Annotated in this window: 10 protein-coding genes; 8 read left to right on the forward strand and 2 right to left on the reverse strand. The window is 54.8% G+C overall.

The features are described 5' to 3' along the window. Nucleotides 1-81: 81 nt before the first annotated feature. The 5 genes from Pla144_RS03400 (at nucleotide 82) to Pla144_RS03420 (ending at nucleotide 9,572) form a co-directional block, all read left to right on the forward strand. Nucleotides 82-2,199, forward strand: coding sequence for a hypothetical protein (locus Pla144_RS03400; RefSeq protein ID WP_146447895.1), 2,118 nt, complete (start codon nucleotides 82-84; stop codon nucleotides 2,197-2,199). 79 nt (nucleotides 2,200-2,278) lie between these two features. Next, nucleotides 2,279-3,079: a DUF1223 domain-containing protein gene (locus Pla144_RS03405; protein ID WP_146447896.1), complete on the forward strand. Its 801-nt coding sequence runs from the start codon at nucleotides 2,279-2,281 to the stop codon at nucleotides 3,077-3,079. Nucleotides 3,080-3,353: 274 nt separating this feature from the next. Then, the gene (locus tag Pla144_RS03410; protein ID WP_146447897.1) at nucleotides 3,354-4,331 is read left to right on the forward strand and encodes a CBS domain-containing protein; all 978 of its coding nucleotides are present in this window, start codon (nucleotides 3,354-3,356) and stop codon (nucleotides 4,329-4,331) included. 162 nt (nucleotides 4,332-4,493) lie between these two features. Continuing rightward, nucleotides 4,494-6,380, forward strand: a complete 1,887-nt coding sequence (locus Pla144_RS03415; protein WP_146447898.1) for a hypothetical protein — start codon at nucleotides 4,494-4,496, stop codon at nucleotides 6,378-6,380. Between the two features lie 222 nt (nucleotides 6,381-6,602). Continuing rightward, nucleotides 6,603-9,572, forward strand: a complete 2,970-nt coding sequence (locus Pla144_RS03420; protein ID WP_146447899.1) for a beta strand repeat-containing protein — start codon at nucleotides 6,603-6,605, stop codon at nucleotides 9,570-9,572. Here the strand turns inward: Pla144_RS03420 and Pla144_RS03425 are convergent. After that, a complete protein-coding gene (locus tag Pla144_RS03425; RefSeq protein ID WP_146447900.1) occupies nucleotides 9,539-10,351 on the reverse strand; it encodes a response regulator transcription factor in 813 nt (270 codons plus the stop codon). The genes Pla144_RS03420 and Pla144_RS03425 overlap by 34 nt on opposite strands. 342 nt (nucleotides 10,352-10,693) lie before the next feature. On the opposite strand from Pla144_RS03425, the gene Pla144_RS03430 reads away from it, so the two are divergent. Further along, the gene (locus Pla144_RS03430; protein WP_146447901.1) at nucleotides 10,694-14,179 is read left to right on the forward strand and encodes a beta strand repeat-containing protein; all 3,486 of its coding nucleotides are present in this window, start codon (nucleotides 10,694-10,696) and stop codon (nucleotides 14,177-14,179) included. Nucleotides 14,180-14,191: 12 nt separating this feature from the next. After that, nucleotides 14,192-17,629 (forward strand): beta strand repeat-containing protein, encoded by a 3,438-nt coding sequence (locus Pla144_RS03435; protein ID WP_146447902.1) that lies wholly within the window; start codon nucleotides 14,192-14,194, stop codon nucleotides 17,627-17,629. Here Pla144_RS03435 and Pla144_RS03440 read toward each other — a convergent pair. Then, nucleotides 17,620-20,685: an amidohydrolase family protein gene (locus Pla144_RS03440; RefSeq protein WP_197530358.1), complete on the reverse strand. Its 3,066-nt coding sequence runs from the start codon at nucleotides 20,683-20,685 to the stop codon at nucleotides 17,620-17,622. The two genes, Pla144_RS03435 and Pla144_RS03440, sit on opposite strands and share 10 nt — an antisense overlap. Nucleotides 20,686-20,861: 176 nt before the next feature. Between Pla144_RS03440 and Pla144_RS03445 the strand changes: the two genes are divergently transcribed. Then, nucleotides 20,862-22,337 carry an alpha/beta hydrolase gene (locus Pla144_RS03445; protein WP_146447904.1) on the forward strand — a complete coding sequence of 492 codons (1,476 nt, stop codon included), beginning with the start codon at nucleotides 20,862-20,864 and terminating at the stop codon, nucleotides 22,335-22,337. Nucleotides 22,338-22,340: the final 3 nt, after the last annotated feature.

A 22,340-nucleotide genomic window follows, 5' to 3' on the forward strand; every position in this document is an offset into this window, starting at 1 on the left:
GCGAACATTACCAGAAGCACTGAGCTTGTTAGAACTCTACTCCACACACATCATCTTGTGAACTATAGAAAGAGAACCACCATGTGGCCGAAACTATTGCTTCTATCGATATCGATTACGGCGGTCTTGGCATTCAATTCTGAACCGGCAGCGTCGGTTGATAAATTGTGGATCAATCCTGGAACAGACTTTTGGTTCCTGCCCGGCAACTGGTCTCCCGGCGGCGTCCCCCCCGATATTGATAAAACTGTGGCTATCAACAACGGAGGCACTGCAGTTGAACATGGCCCACAAAGTTATGCGAAAAGCGCTACTTTGGGTCAGAATTTGGGAGATTCAGGTTTCATTTCGGTAATCAATGGCGGCTTTCCTGGAGAACTGTATCCCGGTGTTTTAGAAGTTGGATTGCTCGGGACAGGTGGAGTAACGGTCACGCAAGACGGCTTGATCGAAGCCTCCACGACCACACTCGGCGTTGGAGCAACTGGCGTTGGCACGATGGTCGTTGAGGGCTTTGGCCGTTTTCAAACGCCTAGTGGCGCTAATTTTTTTCCGTTAGTCATTGGCCAAGAGGGAATGGGCTTATTTGAAGTCAAAGATTTTGCGACAGCCCAAACGGGGTCAGTTACACTGGGGAAACTTGCCGGGAGCGATGGCACGGCGACGTTAGGAGGAGCGATTGCGACTTCCTGGACCATCGAAGGCCCGCTGGTCATTGGCGAAGCTGGAACTGGAGATTTTCGCTATACTTCCGGCCAACTAACGGTTGCCAAGGTTTTCAACCTCCCTCAACCCATACCTCAACCCATCACAATTGGTGCCCAAGGAGTTTTGCGGATGGGACTTGGCGCGGGCTTCAATGGTAGTGGTCTTTTAACCTCGGGCATCGACAACTATGGAACCCTTGAGTTCAACTACAATAGCCCCAGCACCTACACTCTCAACGCTCCTCTCACAGGAAGCGGCGACATCCTGAAAGATGGCACTGGAGTCACGATCCTATCAAATTATGCGTCTGGATTCACTGGGCCTATGACAGTCAACGCAGGAATTCTGCGACTAAAGGACACAAGCGTCAATCTCGGCGGCAACAGTATCCGCGCAAACTCAGGTGCGTACATGGACTACGAAAATGCAACCGTAAGAAACGCCGTCATGCGCGGCACGGGAGTCCATTACATCGTTCCCGGAGCTACTAGTCGCCTTTTTTCTGTCAGCACGCTTCCTAGTTCATTTATTTACCAAGATGGCATCGCTGAATTTGACAATGTCACACTCGGCGGATTTCTGCAGAGCAATAATGTCGCCAGCCTCGACGGTGGTTGGAATACATCCAGCGGGCAAATTGAGATCAATAGCGATATGAATATACAAGATTTTACCTCAGACGGCGTCATCCTAGTCAACAATGGAGCCACTCTGAACAACACTGTGAGCAATCTTACTGCCGGAGGTGGTAGCCGCACGACGATTGCTTCCGGAGGGACGCTGAACATACTTGGCGCCACCGCGATGGAACTCAACGGGGCATTGCTGGTAAACAATGGCGACATCACCGGCACCGTAAACGTGAACTACGGCTCGCTTGCCAAGGGCTCCGGGAACTACGACATCGTGAACGTCAATACCGGAGGCATCTACTCCCCGGGAAACAGTCCGGGAACGGTGACAGCAGCGTCACTTTCCTTCGACAACACGAGCTCCGTGGGCAGTTCTAGGTTGCTGATTGAGTTGGGTGGTGTTGCTCAAGGAACTCAGTATGATCACGTCAATGTAACAGGTTTGCTGTCGCTGGGTGGAGAACTCGATATATCACTGTTGCCGGGATTCAGTCCCAGCGCCGGCAGCTCGTTTGACATTCTCGATTGGGGCACTCTCAATGGCACCTTCAGCATACTCACCCTTCCCTCTCTCGGCGCGGGGTTGAGTTGGAACACGTCTCAACTCTACTCCACCGGTGTCCTCTCCGTAGCATCAGCTCTCTCCGCTGACTTCGATCACGACGGCGACGTCGATGGCCACGATTTTCTCGTGTGGCAGCGGGGAGGGTCACCTAACGGAATCAACAGCGGCGACTTGGCTCTCTGGCAGGGACAATATGACACTCCCCTCACAGCACCAGCGACGGCCGTGCCGGAGCCTGCGTGCGTTAGTCTATTAGCATTCGTTGCAATATATGTCTGCCGTCGCTTTCGATAGTTTGCTTCTGTTTAGTACGTGTCTATAATGCCGCTGGTACAGGTTGTGCCGAAGCGACGGCTTTCACTCCAGGGTACTTATGCGGATCCCATTATTCTTCGCACTTCCAGCACTTGTATTCCCATTGTTGCTGGCAGCACTCTTTGCCAGCGTCTCTACTTCACTTGCAGAGACCGCAGAGCAGAAAATCACCGAAGAAACTACTGGGGTGGCCGTTGTCGAATTGTTTACCTCTCAGGGTTGCAGTAGCTGTCCCCCCGCCGATCAGTTGCTGACTGCACTCTCTTCACTCAATACGGAACATCAGATGCCGGTGTACTGTCTGTCGTTTCACGTTGACTATTGGAACTCACTCGGCTGGAGTGATCCCTACAGTTCTAAGCAGTCCTCGAAACGCCAGCACCGTTATGCCACCGTTCTTGAAACCAATCGGACTTACACGCCGCAGATGATTGTCAACGGAGCAGAAGAGTTTGTTGGGTCAAATGCCGAGCGGGCCAAGGCGGCGCTCAAATCGGCATTGAGCAAACAGGCGACAGCCACGATCAATCTCCGCACACACTCTCAATCAGATGAACCGCAATTGACGGTCGAATTTGCAGTCACGGGCGACGAAGAGCAAGAAATACTAAACATCGCCCTGGTTCAAGCTGCTGCTCAGAATGAAGTTCCCCAAGGAGAGAATTCAGGGAAGACCTTGTCGCATGTCAACGTGGTTCGTGGTTTTCAAACTCTGGATTTGGACACGCAGCAAGGAAAAGCCTTTTTCGCGTTGCCGGTCAACACAGGATCGTCAGAATACCTCATCATTGCTTATGTTCAGAATCGCGATACGGGCCAGATCACTGGTGCCAATTCTACAGCCGTAGATCTTCAATAGAATCTTCACCGCAATCGGATCTGTCCGAAGAGATTCTCATTGGTTATCCCCACAAATTAGCTTGTAGCCGGGAAGGCTGTGGAATCTATATTGCTTCGCTAGTGATAGCGTGTGATAATTGAGGTCAGGCTGAAGTATTGGGGGACTGCGCTTGATTTTCAAGAAAGCTCATCACTTATCTTCTCAGGGTTGATAAAGTAATCCCTGAGATAGTCACTGGCTAGAAAGTGCGCAGAGTATTGCAAACCTTTACTCAGATCATTGGGAGTTGTCCATGAAACATCCGGAACTTGCCCGCGACATTATGGTCAGCCGCTTGGTGACGCTGCGTCCCGAGTTGCACGTCTTCAAAGGGATAGCCCACCTGCTGAAACGCAATATCACTGGCGCGCCGGTCGTCGATCCCCAAGGAAGTTATCTCGGAGTCTTCTCCGAAAAATGTTGTATGAGCGTGTTAACTTTGACCGCCCGGCTAGCATGTGAAGATGAGAAAAATATTGCTCGCAATCTCCACGCGAAAGACATCATGGTCACTCAACTGATCACGCTGTCACCCGAAATGGATGTCTTCGATGCCATAGGGATGTTACTGAAGAATCACATCTCGGGAGCCCCGGTCATTGATCGCGACCAAAACTTCCTCGGCATCTTCTCAGAAAAGACCAGCATGCAGGTGCTGATTTCCTCGGGTTACGAACAATTGCCCACGACGCGTGTGGACGCTTTCATGAACGAAGAATCACAACGCGTGATCGACGAGGATATGGATCTCCTTTCCATTGCCCAGATTTTTCTGGACACGCCTTACCGTCGCCTCGAGGTTGTACGCGACGGGCGCCTTTTGGGCCAGATCAGCCGTCGAGATGTGTTGCAAGCCCAACATCATCTTTCGATGTTTGTTGGCGATCCCGACGACAACCTCACGAAGAACAACTGGATGATTCACCGGAGCGATGACGGATCGGCGGCCTCCGAGGAATCGATACCTTCTCCTGAGGTGGGTTCCTTCATGGACCAAAAGGCGCGCACCATCAGCGAAGAGACTGATTTCTTGCAAATTGCTCGCATCTTTCTGGACACCCCGTATCGACGACTCCCCGTCTTGCGCGATCGAGAACTGGTCGGCCAGATCAGTCGGCGTGATATCTTAAACGCTGCCCACGACCTGCTGGCTATTCCACGTCCCAAGCAGGAAACGACGCTGCTATATCTCAGCTCAATCATCGAGCGAAATGATGCTCCTATAGATTGAGCGGGGTCATCGGGGTCCTTATTCAGGCACCTATAATCTTATTCTCTCAATTCTGAGTACAGATTGTTGACTCCGGTTCGGCCGGAGTAGACCATAGAACTATCGTGTCTCACTGGCACGTTGTGTCTGCGGGTTACGTTTTATCACTGTTGAGGTGCATCCATGTGGTCAATTTGTTTCGGCAGGTTTGGATTTGTTTGGCAAAGAGTTACTGCTCTTAGTATTGCTGTCCTGCTGTTAAGCGCTCCACTACATGCCTCGGTCGCCACAGTTGGTAACGTTACGCCGGTGCCACCAGTTGGCGGCGGCGCCGTCGCTGGACCATTTACGATCGGCAATACAAGTTTGGGTTCCGTGATCGTTAATGGAGGTACTGCAATCACGAATACAAGTGCTGCAATACTAGGTGATGGTGCGAATGGAATTGGTGGCGTTACGCTCGATGGATTTGGATCGAATTGGTCGCTTGTTTCTGGTGGTGCCGATCTCACCATTGCAGACGCGGGGATTGGTTCGCTTTTTGTTACGAATAATGCCGTACTCAATGTCAATGACGATACCTTCCTCGGCGTAAGTGCCAACAGCATGGGCCGGGGACGCGTGACCGATCTTGGTTCGGTATGGAACAACGGCGACGACATGACGATTGGCGGAAGTGGCTTGGGCATCATGGAAGTCCTCAATGGCGGGCAACTCATATCGGACGCTGCCAACGTGGGGGCGAATGCCACTGGCGAAGGTCGAGTGACTGTTGCAGGGGATCTCTCCCGTTGGCAGCTCGCTGGATCTACGATCGGTTCCTCTGGATTCGGAAGTGTTACGGTCTCTGACGCTGGACGCATTTTCAGTAGCTCGTCAGTGACGTTGGCAAATTCTGCCTCTAGTCGTGCTGAGGTTCTCGTGGATGGAACTAGCTCGCAATGGAATATCTCTGGATCAATGTCATCTAATTCGGGAGACGCCCAGGTAACGATTTCCAACGGAGGGAGAATCACGACATCGAACCCGTCGACGATCTCGACCACTGGTCGCGTCAAGCTTGAAGGTGGTCGGTGGGATTACTCTTCAAACGACACGAATGCAATCTCCTTGTTTGGTCTTCTTGAAGGGAGCGGCACGCTCGACATGCCCGGCGTATCAATGGGACTTTCCGGCGGGGTTCGCGGCCGACTCCACACCTCAACGGGTGATCATTTGCTCCTGACCGGACTTCTCGCTAACACGGGGGTCGTAGATCTCGACGGGGGTGAACTAGAAATTCGCGGTACGATGGCGAACAATTTCAGCACCACTGCCCGCAATGGGGCAGTACTCCGCGTTGGTAGCACAGGCCTTACCAACAATGGCAACGCTCAGATATCGATCACCGGCGGCACGGTCGATGTGTTCGGAACAGTCAACAATCTGGTCAATGCCGAGATCGCAGTGGTCGGCGGCGCGACCGGCGTCTTCCACGATGCCGTGACCAACAACGGCACGATCTTCGTTTCCCCTGGGAGCGAAATTGTCATGCTTCAAGATCTGAACTTCTCGGCAAGTTCAGCACTGAACATTACCCTAGCAGATGCGGCGGAAACCCAGCCGACCGACGGCTTCGGACAAGCAACTACGCCGGGTGCCGCAACACTGGCCGGCACACTAAACGTCTCGTTGGCCGCAGGCTATGCCCCGTCACTAGGTGATTCATTCCAAATCCTCTCCGCAGGGAGCGGTCGCTCTGGAATGTTTACCACGGAAAATCTCCCCACGCTCACCACAGGACTCAATTGGGACACCGAGTATAGCTCCAACGCCCTCACGCTCCAGGTCATTGCCGCCAGTCTCCCCGGCGATTTTGATTTCGACGGGGACGTCGATGGCCGGGACTTTCTTGTGTGGCAACGAAACACGAGCGTCGGCAATTTGAGCGACTGGCAAGCCAACTACGGCACACCACTCACGGCTGCTGCCACGGCCGTTCCGGAGCCGAATGTGCTCGTATTGCTCCTTTGTTCCATAGTGTTTCTTCCCGCAGTCAGGCGATCGAGGGCTGGCGTAAGCAGAATTTAGTAGGAATTTGGCTGCGGTCATGTTAACATCGGGCCAATCCAGTGCTGCTGCCGACTACATCGGAGTCGCCAGTTCTCATGCCATGCTTTTGATAGTTCAAAGGAGTTCTCACAGCGAAAAGGCCGTGCTGGGTTCATCAACTAATCCATTGCTCGTTGGCCGCAAAGTGCGTTTCGCGCTACTCCATTGATTTTCACCAAGAAACTGAAGAAAGGTCGCGCCATGAACCGCTGTCGCACGTTCATCGTCAATTCTCGTTACTACTTGTTCCTGCTTTCAATTATTGCAACGCTTTGCGTTGTGATCCTCTCGTGGTCCGCTCCGGCTCGAGGCCAGTCGGCCTACTTCTCGCTGGAGGGCGACATTAATGTGCCGCTTGACGAGTACGATGCGTTGTTCGATCTGACGCGCACTGTTGGCAGCGGCGAGGACCTGCGGTTCCGCGCTTATACGCAGGTGGGCGGAGTGAACAGCGCGGGTGATGTGATCCCCAGTTCGGGCTTCGACGCGCAACTATCTTTGTTCGATAGTGCCAACGCGCTCCGCGGACAGGATCTTACGTCTGCTGGTCCAGACGCACTGCTGTCTTGGCCAGGCATCACGGTCTTCGGGACCCCACTGAACCCCAACCCGCTCCCGGCGGACAATTACCGTCTCAACCTTCTTGCCGGCCCATCCGGACCACCGGCGGGCCCGTTTGCGGTGGATCTGATCGGCCCGGCGGACGCGATTGTTTTCACAGGCGGCACGCCCGTCAATAACGCAACGCTTACTTCGCTGAAATTCGGCAGCACGGGAGGCGGAACGGCGACTTACCGGCTCACGGCAGACGTGAACAACACGGGTACCCTCGAATCACAAGCCGGTGGAGTGATCGAGGGGAACGGCGCCAACGGGTTGGGATTCAGTACTGGAGCCCGAGGGCGCACAATCACTTCATCTAGTGAACTCCTGTCAAGTGTTGGTTCTCTTTGGAATCTGAGAGGCGGCACGGGAGCGCAATTTGCTAATGGTGGAAGCGGCGGGGCAATCGTCGTGGAGGGTGGGATTGCCGTACTCGCGGGCGATGGGGACCTGCGAGGTGGAACACAAGGTCCCGGATCTTCTAGCTCGGCAGGAGGAGTGGGGGGGTCGATCAGTCTATCAAACAGCGACGTTACCATCTCGGGCGCATTTGACCTCAGTGGGAGCCGTTTCAGCGCGGGAGGATCCGTTTCGGTCGCCACCGGCACGGCCGTTTTGTCGGGCGACTTTGTTCAGGTCGGTGGTGTCGGAACTCAGCAAAGAGTGGCCGGCGTGGGCGGATCGCTGACGGTCTCTGGTGGAACCGTCGATCTGTCCGGCACGTTCGACTTGACGGGTGGCCGGGGTGGGAATGCCGGAGCTACCGGAGGGGATGCGGCCCAGGGGGGAAATGTCTCTATCTCTGGAGGGCTCGCCACCCTTACCGGGTCCGTCACTCTCGATGGGGGTGTGGGTGGCAATGCGAACACTTCCGGAGGCGATGGCGGGCAAGGCGGAACCGTGTCGGTCTCTGCCGGTGAGTTCCTATTGCATGGAGGAAACGTCTCCCTGGCTGGTGGTGTTGGCGGCAGCGCATTTTTTCCCGGCACTACCGGCGCCAACGGCAGCGTCAATGTCACCGGCGGTACGTTCTCGCTTAATAGTGGGGAAATACTGGGTCGAACCGGAGCTGCCTCGGCCGATCCACTCACGCTTAGCAACGCCTCGCTGAATGTTTCGGATACGGGCTTAGTCCAGGTCCTGAATGACTTGACGATGAGCAACGGCGCAGCGCTCAACGTGACAGCGGGCGGTCTCGTCGACGCTACGCCGGCACAGTCTGCGGCCGGCGTGGCCGGGACCAGCGGCAAAACGCTGAAATCTAACGGCCAGATCACCAACACCGACGGTTCGATCCGCTACGACGGTGCCGACGGCGGACTCATCCCCCCCGGCCTTTTCAGCTCCGGTGGGATTGGCGGCGACGGCGGGATGCTTACTGCGACCGGCGGCGGCATCACACTCGGCGGGATCGGCTCGATGAGCTTCGACGGCGGTGACGGCGGCGGCCTGGGCGCCTGCTGCGACAACTACGGCGGCACCGGCGGCGCAGGTGGCACCCTCAACCTCAGCAGTACCACCGTGATCCTTGACGCTCAGAGCAGCCTAAAGGCCAATGGCGGCGACGGCGGCGGCGGTGACACTTTCGGCGACGGCATCGGCGGCTTGGGTGGCACGATCCAGCTCAACAGCGGGTCGATCACCCAGAACGGCTCGTCCGTGGTGCTGCTCAATGGCGGCAACGCCGGCCTGGGCTCCGGCTCACCCGGCAATGTCGGCGGCGATGGCGGCACGTTGAATGTGCTTGGCGGCAGCTACACAATTGCCGATACCGCCACGCTCGACCTGCGGGGCGGGCTGGGTACCGGCGGCAACGCCGATGGCGCTCACGGCCTGATCGACGTCACGAGTGGGACGTTCGCCATGAACGGCGGGGAGGTTTTTACCGGCACGATCCAGCACCCCGGCACGGGCAATTTCAATTTCAATGGCGGACAACTCACCGTGGAAACGTTTAATGGCGTGCTTGTTCAGGATGGTGGCACGCTCTTGATCGGTGGCTCGCCAGGAACAATGACCGTCTCGCAGGACTACATGATCAACGCCGGTTCCCTTGAGATCGAACTCTTTGCCGGTGGAGTTACACCCACGGCGGGTGTCGACTTCGATCAACTCACGGCAGACACCGCCTCCCTGGGCGGTACTTTGGAACTTGTGATCGATAGTGGCTACACGCCAAGTCTCGGGCACACGTTTCCCATTCTCACCACGACCGGTGGAGTGACGGGTACCTTTGCCAATGTCAATGGCGCTTATTTGGGCGCCGGACTCGGATTCGACGTGCAGTACAACGCTAACGATGTGACGCTTGAAGTCATCAACGTTCTCCTTGGCGACTTCGACGTCGACGGCGATGTCGATGGCCACGACTTCCTTGTCTGGCAGCGGAATCCCTCGGTGGGGAATTTGTCTGATTGGCAAACGAACTATGGTGTAGCACTATCTCTCGCAGCAGCAAGCACCGCCGTGCCAGAGCCGACGTCTATGGCTTTGCTCACCGCAATGGCTTGCTTACTCGGGTGGCGAGGCAGAGATTATTCGTCGCTGAGAGAGGAACCGTCACCGTGAAGTCCACGGTGAAAGCGGAGCCACCGGGCCAGGAGCTCTGCTCGGCTGCTAACCATGTAGTGGCGATAGATCTGCTTGACGTATTGATGCACCGTTTCCGGACTGATGCCCAGCCGACTGGCGACCTGTCTTTCGCTGTCCCCCTCAAGTAGACAATGGAGTGTTTGTTGTACGCGCCGTGGCAGTAGAGCTTCTTGAGGTTCGTCCGGCCCGGCAAGGGCCTTGCCGACCAACCGTCCGATTTCACCCTGAGTGAACTCCAATAGTTTGCGTTCACGCTCGCCAAATTGTTGTTCGCCGATCGGACGATGGATTGTTACAGCGGACGCAATGTTCCACGGTTGAGGACGATAGAACGATGCCAACGAAGCATCCACGCCAGCAAGTCGCATGTAGTTTTGGTACTCGGGTGAATGGTACCACTCGCGGTCGGTAGCAACTTCTTGCCGAGTGCAGGTGATCAGCTTGCCTGGACGAGATGCAAAACTACGAAACGAAGCGGCAGAAATCATCCCCTCGGTCATGAAGGAGCGCCACATCAGGTGCTGATGTTCGCTGGCGAAGCCTAGCTCAAGATTGTCATGCAACTGCGGCGGACCGTCTGCACTGACCATCCGCCAGGTACCACCGACAATCACAGGAGCACCCACGATCTTGCGCAGCGCCTGCAAATAGTGTCGCCGCCACGCAATCGGGTCCGGGCCAAGTTCACGACACTCGCCGATGAGACGAGAGATAGCGCGGATCTCGGATAGTCGCAGTCTCTCAGATCGGGCCATGGCCTCACTCTGAAAAAGTGTTTAATTGAGGCGGAATTCGACACTCACAAATCAGGGGTTTTTCCTCAGAACTCCTCTCAGTCTATCACGATCCGTTCAGTGAAAACAGCTTTTTTTCAGGATTGCGCTGGTCCGAATCCCCGATTCCGGGGATTTGCAATTTGAAGCTAGATAATTCACACTGATAGGGTGAAATAGAACACTCATCGCTTCGACAAGGAGCCATGCCCGCCAGGGGTCTCAATGACCATCTACATCTGGGCCTAATCAGGGGGAGACTACCGATGTATCGTAATCACATTCTCTTGACCATTTATTCCTACATACTAGGGGGATCTAGTCATGACTCGTCGGTCTAACGAGTTTCAAGCTGCGCTGTACTACGTCACAATATTTCTTTGCTCTTCAGACATCGGCTTGCAAAATTTACGAGCTGATACCTTTGAATGGACAAACCCGGCTAGCGGTACTTTTACAACGGCAGGAAATTGGTCCAACATCACCGGAGTTGATCCTCCCCCACCCAATGTGGGCGACACCGCGCTATTTAACGAAGCTGGTACGTACACAGTCTTGCTCAATTCCGACGCAGCGATCGACCTGCTCGACATCGACGCTGGCACTATTAAGTTCGTCTCCAACGGTGGGACACACACTTATAACATGTTGACCGGAGACGCAGACGTCATAATCAATGGTGCAGACATCACACTGGACGCCACAAATTTCAACGTCGGCGATGATTTGTCCGTTCTCAAAACGTCAGCGCCTATGATGGTGCAAGGGGGAAGTGATATCACGGTGGGCGATGTAACAAGTATTGCCACAGCCGCAGGAGATGCCCAAGTGGTATTCGACGCATCAACTTTCGACTTTGGCGGACTGGTCCGGATGGGACTCTCCGGCTTTGACGCAACGCTGACTCTCCAAAACAGTTCCGTGGGAAACATTGGGGGTGACCTCGATTTTGCCCGCTCGGGCACGCTTGGATCTGGTGGCTTTCTGAACGTCAATTCGGGATCAACGCTCACGACCAATGGCCGAGTCCTTTTAGGCGACATTACTGCTAACGGAACCCCTAATTACAACACCTTTATCACAGTCGACGGGATGGAATCGACTTTTACGATGAACGGTGCGAACCTTCTGCGAGTTGGCGATTCGCAGTTCGACAATGTGAATGCTGAACTCAGAGTGCGCAATAACGGTACTTTTACCACCGGCACCGACAGCACGATTGTGCAGCGAACGGGGTTGTTAACCATAGAATCAGGTGGCACGTTCAACGCTGAGGGATCACTCTCTGCGACACAAGGCGCCACCATCACCATCAACGACGGCGTTCTAAACGCAAGCGCTGGGCTAGACATCTCCGATGGATTGCTCGATTTTCAATCGGGGACGATTACCCTCGATGGGCCGAGCGCGTCGTTTAACAGTGGCTTTATCGCTGATCTAGTTATTGGAGAAACTGGCGCCGGCGTTCTTGAACTGCTCAATGGCGCTGCGGGGAGCGCGCAGCGCGCCAATCTTGTCATCGGACGTACCCCTCAAGGTGGCCGTCTCACGCTCGATGGGGGATCGACTTTTACTACGGATGACGGTTTTGGGGCGACCGGGATCATCCTCATCGGAGACAGTAGCCCCTTTCAAAGTGGTACTCTCGAAGTACTTGGAGGCAGCAGTTTCCTGCCAGTAGGTTTTCGCGCATCTGGCAATAGTCAAATCACGATTGACGACACTGGGAGCAACATGACTGCAACCTCGTTTATTTTGGAACAATCCGTCGATGTAATGGTCAGCAACGGAGGAGTTCTCGGCTTGGACATCTTTGGCTCCGCTTCCATCGAAGACACGGCAACACTGATCGCTACTGGCGGCGCAACAATTGAGGGCGCTGCAACGGTCCAGGTCTTAGGTACTTCAACAACCAACCCAGCGCGCGTACACATCTTAGATGGGTCAAAATGGACACCGCTACCGATCGGGCCGGATACTGATTTTTCTCTTTTTCTAGGTGATAACAGCAACACGGCAGGAGAACTACTAGTCGATGGTGCTGGCTCAATTGTTGATACGGGGACGGTGGGGACACTGGCCATTGCGCAATCCTCGAATTCAACTGCGAAAGCTACGATCTCTAGCGGGGCAGTGGCCATGACCAATTCCCTCGCTGTTGGTTCTGCTGCCGGAGCCGTGGGAACGCTAATCATCGACGCTGGTACACTTACTGTGGCTGACGCTGCAGAATTCGGTGTGACTCTTTCACAGCAAGAGGGCGTGGTGGAGCGTGGTACTTCGGTGGTTACCATCACCAATGGGGGATCGTTACGCGTCCAAGGAGGCTTTGGCGTAGGGAGCGGCTCAACATTCAACCTCATCGGAGGCGAGATTCGAGTCAATAATCTCGACGACATCGAAGGCAATCTCGGTACGGTCAACTGGACCAGCGGCACACTTCGATCCGACAGCTCAACGACGCTCACTCCGCTGATCATGCAAATGTTTCTGCCTGATGCGCGTTTGAAGTTTGGACAGACGCTGCGGGTCGACAACTCGCTGACATTGATGTCTCCACTGGAGCTAGATGGTGGCACGCTGGTTATGGACGGGCTCAATAATGGGTCGCTGCTGCAACTCACTTCGGGCACATTCCATTGGACCGACAGCGAATTGGTGATCGGCAATGGGGAATCGCTCGGCGACACTCTTAATCTTGGCTCCGATCTCACTGTAGAGGTTGATGGGGACCTCACCGTCTTTGGGTTCGTGAGCGGAGATGGAACCATCGACGCAAGTTTAGCAGTGGTCTCCGGTGGAGAAGTCGCTGTTGCCAGCGGAGACACGCTAGCGGTACTCGGTAGCACGAATTCCAATCGCGGTCAAATCACCCTCTCAGGAGGCCAACTCAATATTGCAGGCACGCTTTCCAACATCGCCGGACTAGGATTGGTGATCGGCAACGGCACACTGCGCGCCGATGGAGGGATCTCAAATTCTTCCACGATGGCCTTCAGCTCCACGGCCAATATCATTGGCGACGTCATGAACAATGCTTCCGGTAGCATCATATCCTCCGGCGGCACGACTACGTTTTTCGACGACGTGACGAACAACGGCACCATCCGCACTAATCAGAATAGTTTTACCGTCTATTACGGCAGCTATTCAGGTGCTGGCGACACGGGCACCGGCACGGTCATCATGGAAGGAGATCTCAAGCCGGGCAGTAGCCCGGGAATCATGGACTTCGGCGGGAATCTGTCGTTTGGCCCCGCTGCGGGACTGGAAATCGAAATCGGCGGGATGATCGCAGGGAGCCAGTTCGATCAGGTAACTATTACCGATATCGCGTCACTGGGCGGCACGCTCGATGTATCGCTAATTAACAGCTTCATGCCTAGCATCGGAGACACGTTTGAAATCATCACTGCTTCAAGTGTGCTCGACACATTCTCTATCGAGAATCTCCCCGCGATTGGTGGGCTCTTATGGAACGTCAACTACGGCGCAACCAACGTCGTGCTGGAAGTCCTCTCCCCCTTCACCGCCGACTTCGATCAAGACGGCGACGTCGATGGCCGCGACTTTTTTGTGTGGCAACGAGGCGGATCACCCAATGGAACGAGTAGTGGCGATCTCGCATTATGGCAGTCGCAGTATGGGAGTGTATTGCCTCTAGTAGCTGCGGCTAACGTTGTACCTGAACCTAGTTCAGTACTCTTGTTAACCTTCTTCACATTAATTCCTTGCATGCGACGTGCAACGGGGCGATACTTGGATGTGGAACAGGTTGAGACGAGCAACCATTTATTCCTATCATACTAGGGAGATCTAGTCATGACGCGTCAATGTGAGTTGTTACACGTTCGTGCTTTCTCTTACTCAGTCCTCTGTGCACTGAGTTTCTCGCTGCTGACGAACTCGGCATCTGGACAAGGCGTCTCACGTAGTTGGATCGGCGGCGGGGCGACCGACAACTGGTTCGACTCGGCAAACTGGAGCCCGGGAGCGGTGCCCGATCCCGCCGATTTCTTGGTCATTTCCTTTATGGATGTTGCCGGGCTCAACACCAATAACGTGGACATCGCCAACGGTGGGCGAATTGAAGTCAGTACCGCTTCGGTCGTGACAATTAACTTTCTTAATATCGGCCTGGATGGCGAGGGAACTCTCGACATGTCGGCCGGCACGCTGACAACGGATACCACTGCCATCGCAGGCGACGGCAACTCCTTCGGCACGGCAAATATCACAGGCAGCGCTTCGTTGTGGAACATTACCGACAGCACTTCCAGCGACCTAGTTGTCGGATCAGTCGGTGAGGGGCGTCTGAATCTCACGAATGGCGCAGTAGTGAATGTTGCAGATGATGGCACTATTGGCAGCAGCGCGTCAGGCACGGGTATAGTCGATGTTTCGGGCACCGCCACGTCTCTCAGCTTCACGGGGTCAAGCAGCAATTTGATCGTCGGTAGTAGCGGTCGCGGCACGCTCAATATTTTTAACGGTGCCACCGTTTCGAACGTCAGCTCCACGATTGCTAGTATTTCGAATTCCTTAGCCACGGTGACGGTCGATTCGGCTGGCACCTGGACGAATACGAGTAGCATGACCGTCGGTAATTTAGGCACCGGCACGCTGGCAATCCGGGGCGGTGGCGTGGTGACCTCCACGAGTATCGGGACTATCGGCAACTCATCCACTGGAGTCGGCCGCGTGTGGGTCGAAGGCACCGACTCCCTTTGGGATCTCACTTCGACGCTCGAAGTTGGTAACTTTGGCCGCGGGGAAATGGAGATAAACGGTGGTGGTCGTGTCGAAAACACGAATGGCACAATTGCCGATGAAGTTGGCAGTATCGGCAGCGTGAGCGTTCGTGGAAACGGCTCGATCTGGACCAACAGCGGCACACTACAAGTGGGAGACTTGGGTGATGCTACACTCTTGATCACCGATGGCGGGACAGTTGAGAATACGTCCGGCGATATTGGAGACCGAGCCGGCTCCATCGGAATCGTTAATGTGGAAGGCTTCGGTTCGACGTGGACCAACTCCTCAGCTGCGAACATTGGATATTCTGGTGACGGCACGCTGAATATCGCGGGTGGCGCGACGGTAACCAACACCGCCGCCAATCTCGGGTTCGCCAGCGGCAGCAGCGGAACTGTCAATGTCTCGGGAGGTGGTAGCCACTGGAATAGCACCAGTTCTGTGCGAGTGGGCGTGAGTGGCTCCGGAACATTGAACATCTCAGGGGGCGCCACCGTATCCAGTACGCTAGTTGGAATCGGCGTCGTGGGCGGAGGCGACGTATCCATTGATGGCGCTGGATCCCGATGGATTGCCACCAGCAACGGTACTTCTACTGTTGGTGAGGATGGCAACGCTTCCTTGCAGATTACGTCTGGTGGGTCTTTTGAAACCCCTGGTGATCTGATCGTTGCGAAAAATGATGCGTCGACGAGCAATTTGACGGTCACCGGCAACGGTTCGCGCCTGGATTTGGGATTCGTCTTCTCGCTGGGCAATGTTGGTGGGACGGCTACCGGTTCTGCTACGATCGGCACTGGAGCCGAAGCCAACATCGGGCTAGTAACGGTCATCCAGAATACAAATAGCTCGCTCACCATTGACGGTGGTTCGCTCACGACCCCTTCGCTGATTAACAACAACGGTGGTACGTTTACCTTCAAGAGTGGCACGGTCACCATCGACGGTGGGGCGTACAGCCCTGGCGCACTCACGCTGAATGGCGTTGCCGGCACCGCGACCCTCAACCTGCAAGGGAGTGGTTCTGCGACGATCGGCGAACCAATCTACATCGGCACCACCGGTGATGCTGTTCTCAACATTACCGACGGATATAGCCTATCGACCGGCGACGCGGTGACCATCGGCGCCTTTGGTGAAATAAAACTCGACGGCGGCACGCTCTCGGCCGATGACTTTGACAACACCAGCGGCGGCACGTTCAATTTCACAAGTGGTACACTTGTGGCCACTGGATTCGTGACAGTAAGTAGTGGCCTTACCATCCCCTCCGATGGCACGCTCACCGGCAGCCCGAATGTTAACACGAAAGTCAATGGCTTAACTGGTTCGACCATTACCGCCACAGGTAACATGTTGCTCGGCGATGGAGCTAGCTTTCTCGGCTTCGTTCATCAAGGCACACTGAATGTGGGCAACAGAGCCGTTAATCTACGTTCCGCGGGCTTCGCACAACTCGGTGCGCTGACGACACTTTCTGGTGGATCGATCACCGCGGCCAATGGAATCACACTCGGCGGTGGTGACGTCCTCACGGGAGATGGCACCCTCAATGCGAAGATTGCGGCCGGGATCGGCTCGATCATCTATGCCCCTGGCGGCGATCTCACCCTGGGCGACCCCAATGCCTTCGACGGTTTCGTATCGGCTGGCAACATGACGGTCGATGCCGACAGCATCATCTTGCTCGACCGCAACCAGGCCCAACTCGGCGCGCTAACTACTGTTATCGGCGGTGGCAAAGTTGTAGCGGCCAACGGTGTAGTACTCGACTTTGCAAGTGCCATCACCGGCGATGGTGAAATCGAAACGCCCAATGATCCGCTTCGTCCGACGATTATCAACGGCACGGTCGAAGGCACTAGTTCCAACCTGAACATTGGCTTCAACGGCTATGTGAAAGGAGTTGGCATGTTGAATAATGTGTATTTCACCGGCACCCATGCCCCCGGCCTGAGCCCCACGGAGCTATCTGTCGGTAATCTGACTTACGCCAACTCCGCCACCTTGGAGATTGAACTAGGAGGTCTCGTGGCTGGCAGCGGCCACGACCAGATCAATAGCGACGGCACCGTCACACTCAATGGCACGCTCGACGTGTCTCTCCTCAACAATTTCATGCCTTCTATCGGTGATACGTTTGAGATTATCACCGCGACGATCGTGGTTGATATGTTCTCGGTCGAATCTCTCCCCGCGATTGGTGGGCTCTTATGGAATGTCAACTACAGCGCGACCAATGTCGTGCTCGAAGTACTCTCCCCGTTTACCGCCGACTTTGATCAAGACGGCGACGTTGATGGGCACGATTTTCTCGTCTGGCAGCGCGACCCAAATGTCGGAAGTTTGACTGATTGGCAAGCGCAATATGGTGGTGCCCTGCCTCTAACTGCTAGCGCGACTTCCGTGCCAGAACCGGGGACTTTGACGAGCTTGCTGTGGGGATTACTAGCGTTGAGTAGTTATTGCTCTCAATTTACGAGGCGAAGACGGGTTCATGGATAAAGAATTTCTCTCGATGCTTCCCACTCATCGAAATAGAGATTGTGCCCATCGATTTCAATCTCGCCACGCTGAAAGTCGTTCGGCTCACTACGGAAGCTTTGTTTGGGTGGCTCGAGTGGGCCTGCATAGTCGAGGTTAACGATCATGCGATAGGGGTCCATGTGGCCGCAGAAGAAGTCCTGCACTCTTGGGTCCTCATGCTGCTTCACTCCGTAGGAGGCATCGGCGGGGAGCCAACCCCAGGGTTCGAGATAGAATTCTGACCAGTCGTGGATGTTCGAGTCGTTGGGTTTGGTTTGCCAACCAGACTGCCAACGGGCGGGGATTCCGGCAGCGCGACACAAGGTGATGAACGTCATCCCTTGGACACCGCAGTCACCGCGACGGGCCCCAAGGCCTTTTGCCGATAGATTGGGGATCGTGCTGTATTCTATTTCAGCACACCAAGGGATGTTTGCCGACACCCAGCGGAAGATTCGGCGAGTCTGTTCAAGTGGGTTGGTCTCGTCGCCAATGATTTCCTTGGCGAGCGCCGCCACTTCTGGTGTGATGACAATATGCGGCGGGCGCTGGGAGGTGTACTCGCGGTAGAGTGTACCCGTGGTGTCGTAGGGCTCGACGTCCTTGGGATCTAACGTGGGAACATATGCATTGGTGACGAATTCGAACTCCTCCCAAAAAGTGAGTGTCGCCTCAGAATCATCGACAACATGTTCCAAATAAACAGTGCGGTGTGCCTTGCCGTTGGGAGAGATCTGCCCCTCGCCCGGGCCACAATCTAGTAGTTTTACGTCACGCTGTTGACGATACTCTTGAGGGAACGGCAGCCAGCACGATACTTTCGCGCCTCTGCGTAAGCGTGGATGTCCCGCAGGCACCGTTAGTTCATACCGAATGCGATGTTTGACAGGATGAATCTCGGGGTCTTCTGCTTGGTTCGCTTCTTCCACAAGCTCAGCAACATGCTCGACGATCGGGAACTTCTGTGGTGATTCCGGCTGCGAAACTCTGCGATCGCGGGCTTCTGTGTTGATGCGGAATAAATTGGAGATCGCTCGGCTGAAATACCTCACTTCGCCATCGATCAGGCGATGATCCAGGTCCCCTGCGTCACGCCACCGCGCGAGGTCGGCGGGAGAGATATCGGGAATTGTCTCTCGAAGTTCTTCAAGGATTTCGTCCTCTTCGAGATTGAAATCGATAGGTATCCTCCGCAAGATCTCCGCTTGAATTGCTGGCTCATCGGAAACGGGTTCATCCGGGGCGGCAATTGTTGATCGCAATTTCTTTTGAGCTTCCCCAAGTGCTCCCTCTGCAACCAAACCATCTATCTCTTCTCGCTGAGCAGTGGCCGCGAGTGGGTGGAGCTCAGGGGCATTGAAGATCATTTCGCCATCGACAATCGTCGCCAGCACGCGAGCTGCCCGTAACGCAGTCGGTGGTATGCTAGTAACATCACGATCGACTATCACAAAGTCGGCAAGCTTCCCCGGCTCTAGTGATCCGAGCTGCGATTCTTGGAAACCTGCATAAGCCGCATCAAGCGTGTAAGCCCGCAACGCTTCTTTGACAGTGATCGTTTCTCCGGGAGTCCAGCCGTCGGGGTGCTTGCCGTCGAGCGTACTCCTTGTTACGGCCGCGTAGATGCCTTCAATTGGAGTTGGTGGGGCGACAAACCAATCGCTGCCAAAGGCCAGGCGAGCGCCGCTTTTCAAGAATGACCGACAAGGATAAGTCGTCTCGCTCCGGATCGTCCCAATCACACTGTCGGCCCAGCGTCCATCATCGATAATGTGATAGGGCTGCATACTTGCGATCACCTCTTGCTCGCCAAACCATCGTACGTCGGTGTGGGCAATATGCTGAGCGTGCTCGATGCGAAACCGACGGTCGCGCGGGCCATTCTCTGCAGCAACTTGCTTGTACACGTCGAGTTGAATCCTATTCGCACGGTCACCGATGGCATGCACCATCACCTGTAGTCCCGCTTTGTCAGCAGCACGTGTCCATTTGAGTAAGTCCGATTGCGAATTGACTAGCAGACCGCGTGACTTTGGTGTATCGGAATAGGGTTCGAGAAAGGCCGCCGTGTGGGAACCTAGCGAACCATCGACGTAACCTTTCAAACCACCTATCTTGAGTCGATCGTCACCACGGCCAATCTTGGCAATGCGATTGGCCAGTTCCTGCCACTCACTCAAAGGGGTGCAAGCATAAACTCGAACTTTGAGTTGACCCTGTTGGTGGGCGATTTGGAATGCTTCAACATCTTCCCATGTGCCCATGTGATGAACCGAAGTAACGCCTTGTGCCGCAAGGTGAGCGACCGCCGCCTGGATAGCTTGAAGTTGCTGTTTGGCAGTCGGAGCAGGTATCTCGCGACTGATAACGTCCATCGAGTTGTCTTTGAAGATGCCCGTGAGGCGACCTTGGTCATCTCGCACTGCTTCGCCGCCAGCCACATCAGCGAATGAGTCATCAATGCCCGCCTCACGCAGTGCAGCAGAATTAGCCAGCGCCATGTGTCCGTCGAGTCGCGGAAGCCACACGGGATGGTTTGGCGTAACGGCGTCGATCCACGCTCGATCGGGCAAAGCACGATCGGCTGAAGATTCGCCCCACAAAGTATGGTCCCAGTCGCCACCAGTAATCCAAGTCCCCCGCGGAACGGTCCGAGCGAATGCAGCAATCCGTTCCACAAATTCTTCGCGGGTTCTTGCATCGCGAAGTTGGACCGATGTCAGATGGAATCCTGCATCAATGAGGTGGATATGCGAGTCGATCCAACCCGGTGTAATCAAAGCAGGCCGCACGTCGAATGATCGAGCGTCTGGACCAGTGACTTGCTGTACCTCAGAGAGTGAGCCCACTGCGACGATTTGATTCCCTTTTACCGCTATGGCTTCGGCCCAAGGTTGTTTCTGATTCGCAGTCCACACATGGCCCTGCCAGATAGTCAGGGGATCTTGCTCTGTCGACCGTGCATGGCCAGCAAAGCTGATCGCCGTGATAAAAGCAATGATCGTTTGCAGGAGTCTACGAGAAATAACGAGCATAATCGCCGGTGCGCCTCGCTGAGGTTTCACAGGAAAGGAGATGGTAATCCTACAACACTCGTGGCCAAAAAAACCAGTGCTAGGCCTGGGGCTAGTCAGCCATTCACTTTCCATTCTTGCAATTCTTCCTATCATACATGATATCGAGTAGCCCAAAGACTTAGCTGAGATTAAGCATGCAATTCCGGATAATAAAGTTTAGTGCCTGTCTGATATTGGTAAGTTTGGGTGTCGCCACTCCCCTAATGCTTCATGCTCAAGCACCCCCCAATCCTAATTATGTTCGTCAGCAACTTTATCCTTCCTATCAGGATTTCAAGAACGATCTGTTGGCGAAGGTAGGCATTGCAGATCCCACCCAGCGGACTGCCGAGCTAAATAGTCTGTGGAGTAACTTAAAGACCGCAGGCCAGGTGCCTTATGCCCAGGACGGCAAGGTAGCGTTTCTCTATCGTGGAAATTCGAGCACCGTTGCCTGGCCCGGTGACTTCAATAGTTGGAATCCTTCGGCGAGCTGGCAGGGGACTCAATTCGCCGGAACCGACATGTGGATCTTGGAAAAGACATTTCCCAATGATGCGCGGCTGGATTACAAAGTGGTGCTCAATGGTTCAAACTGGATTCTTGATCCCGCGAACCCACTGCAAATGTGGAGTGGTTTTGGACCGAACAATGAACTACGCATGCCGGAATACATTTTCCCGCAGGAAACGGTCCGCGTAGCAGGTGTGCCGCAGGGCACGCTCACCAACAACATCACCACATTCAGCACAAAACTCGGGTACAGCGTCAACCATCGCGTCTACACCCCAGCAGGCTACGCGAGCCAATCGTTGAGCGACTTGCCAGTGGTGTATGTCACGGATGGACACGAATACCTGGCCGACCACATGGGGAGCATGGTTGTGGTGCTCGACAATTTGATTGCTTCCGGCGCCTTGCAGCCGACCATGGCCGTGTTTATTGATCCCCGTGATCCCACGAGTGGACAGAACCGCCGTGCCGAACAATACACTGGTAATGCAAGTTTCGCCGGCTTCGTTGCGGATGAGCTGGTACCGATGATAGACGCAGCCTATCGAACGCAAGCTCAACCTGCAGGACGTACCATCCTGGGCACCTCCTTGGGTGGTGTCAATTCAGCTTACTTCGGCGCAACCCGCTCTGACGTCTTCCAGCATATAGCCATCCAATCGCCAGCTAGTTTTTCGAATATTTTTAACCTTTACGCCACTCAATCGCTCCAGGACAAAGTCGATCTCTTTATCACAGCAGGGACCATCGGCGATGGGAGTGGTGGAACTACATTCACGAATCTACTTAAGACCCACAGCTACGACTATTCGTTTCTCCAAACGAGCGAAGGCCATTCATGGGGCAACTGGCGAGGTCTGTTGGATGATATCCTTATTGATTTGGTGGGCCCCACTGCAAGTGGAGATTTTGATCACGATGGCGACGTGGACGGCCGTGACTTTCTGGAGTGGCAACGCAAACTGAGCGCAGGCAGCTTAAGTGACTGGCAGACTCAGTATGGCAGTAATTTACCACTTACTGCAGTTGGCATTGCCATTCCAGAGCCAACAACAGCTGTTCTCAGCTTGATTGCAACAGCAAGCCATTTCCTGAGTCGGCGAAACAATCGACACTGATTG

The organism is Bythopirellula polymerisocia (assembly GCF_007860015.1).
GTDB classification, from domain to species: domain Bacteria; phylum Planctomycetota; class Planctomycetia; order Pirellulales; family Lacipirellulaceae; genus Bythopirellula; species Bythopirellula polymerisocia.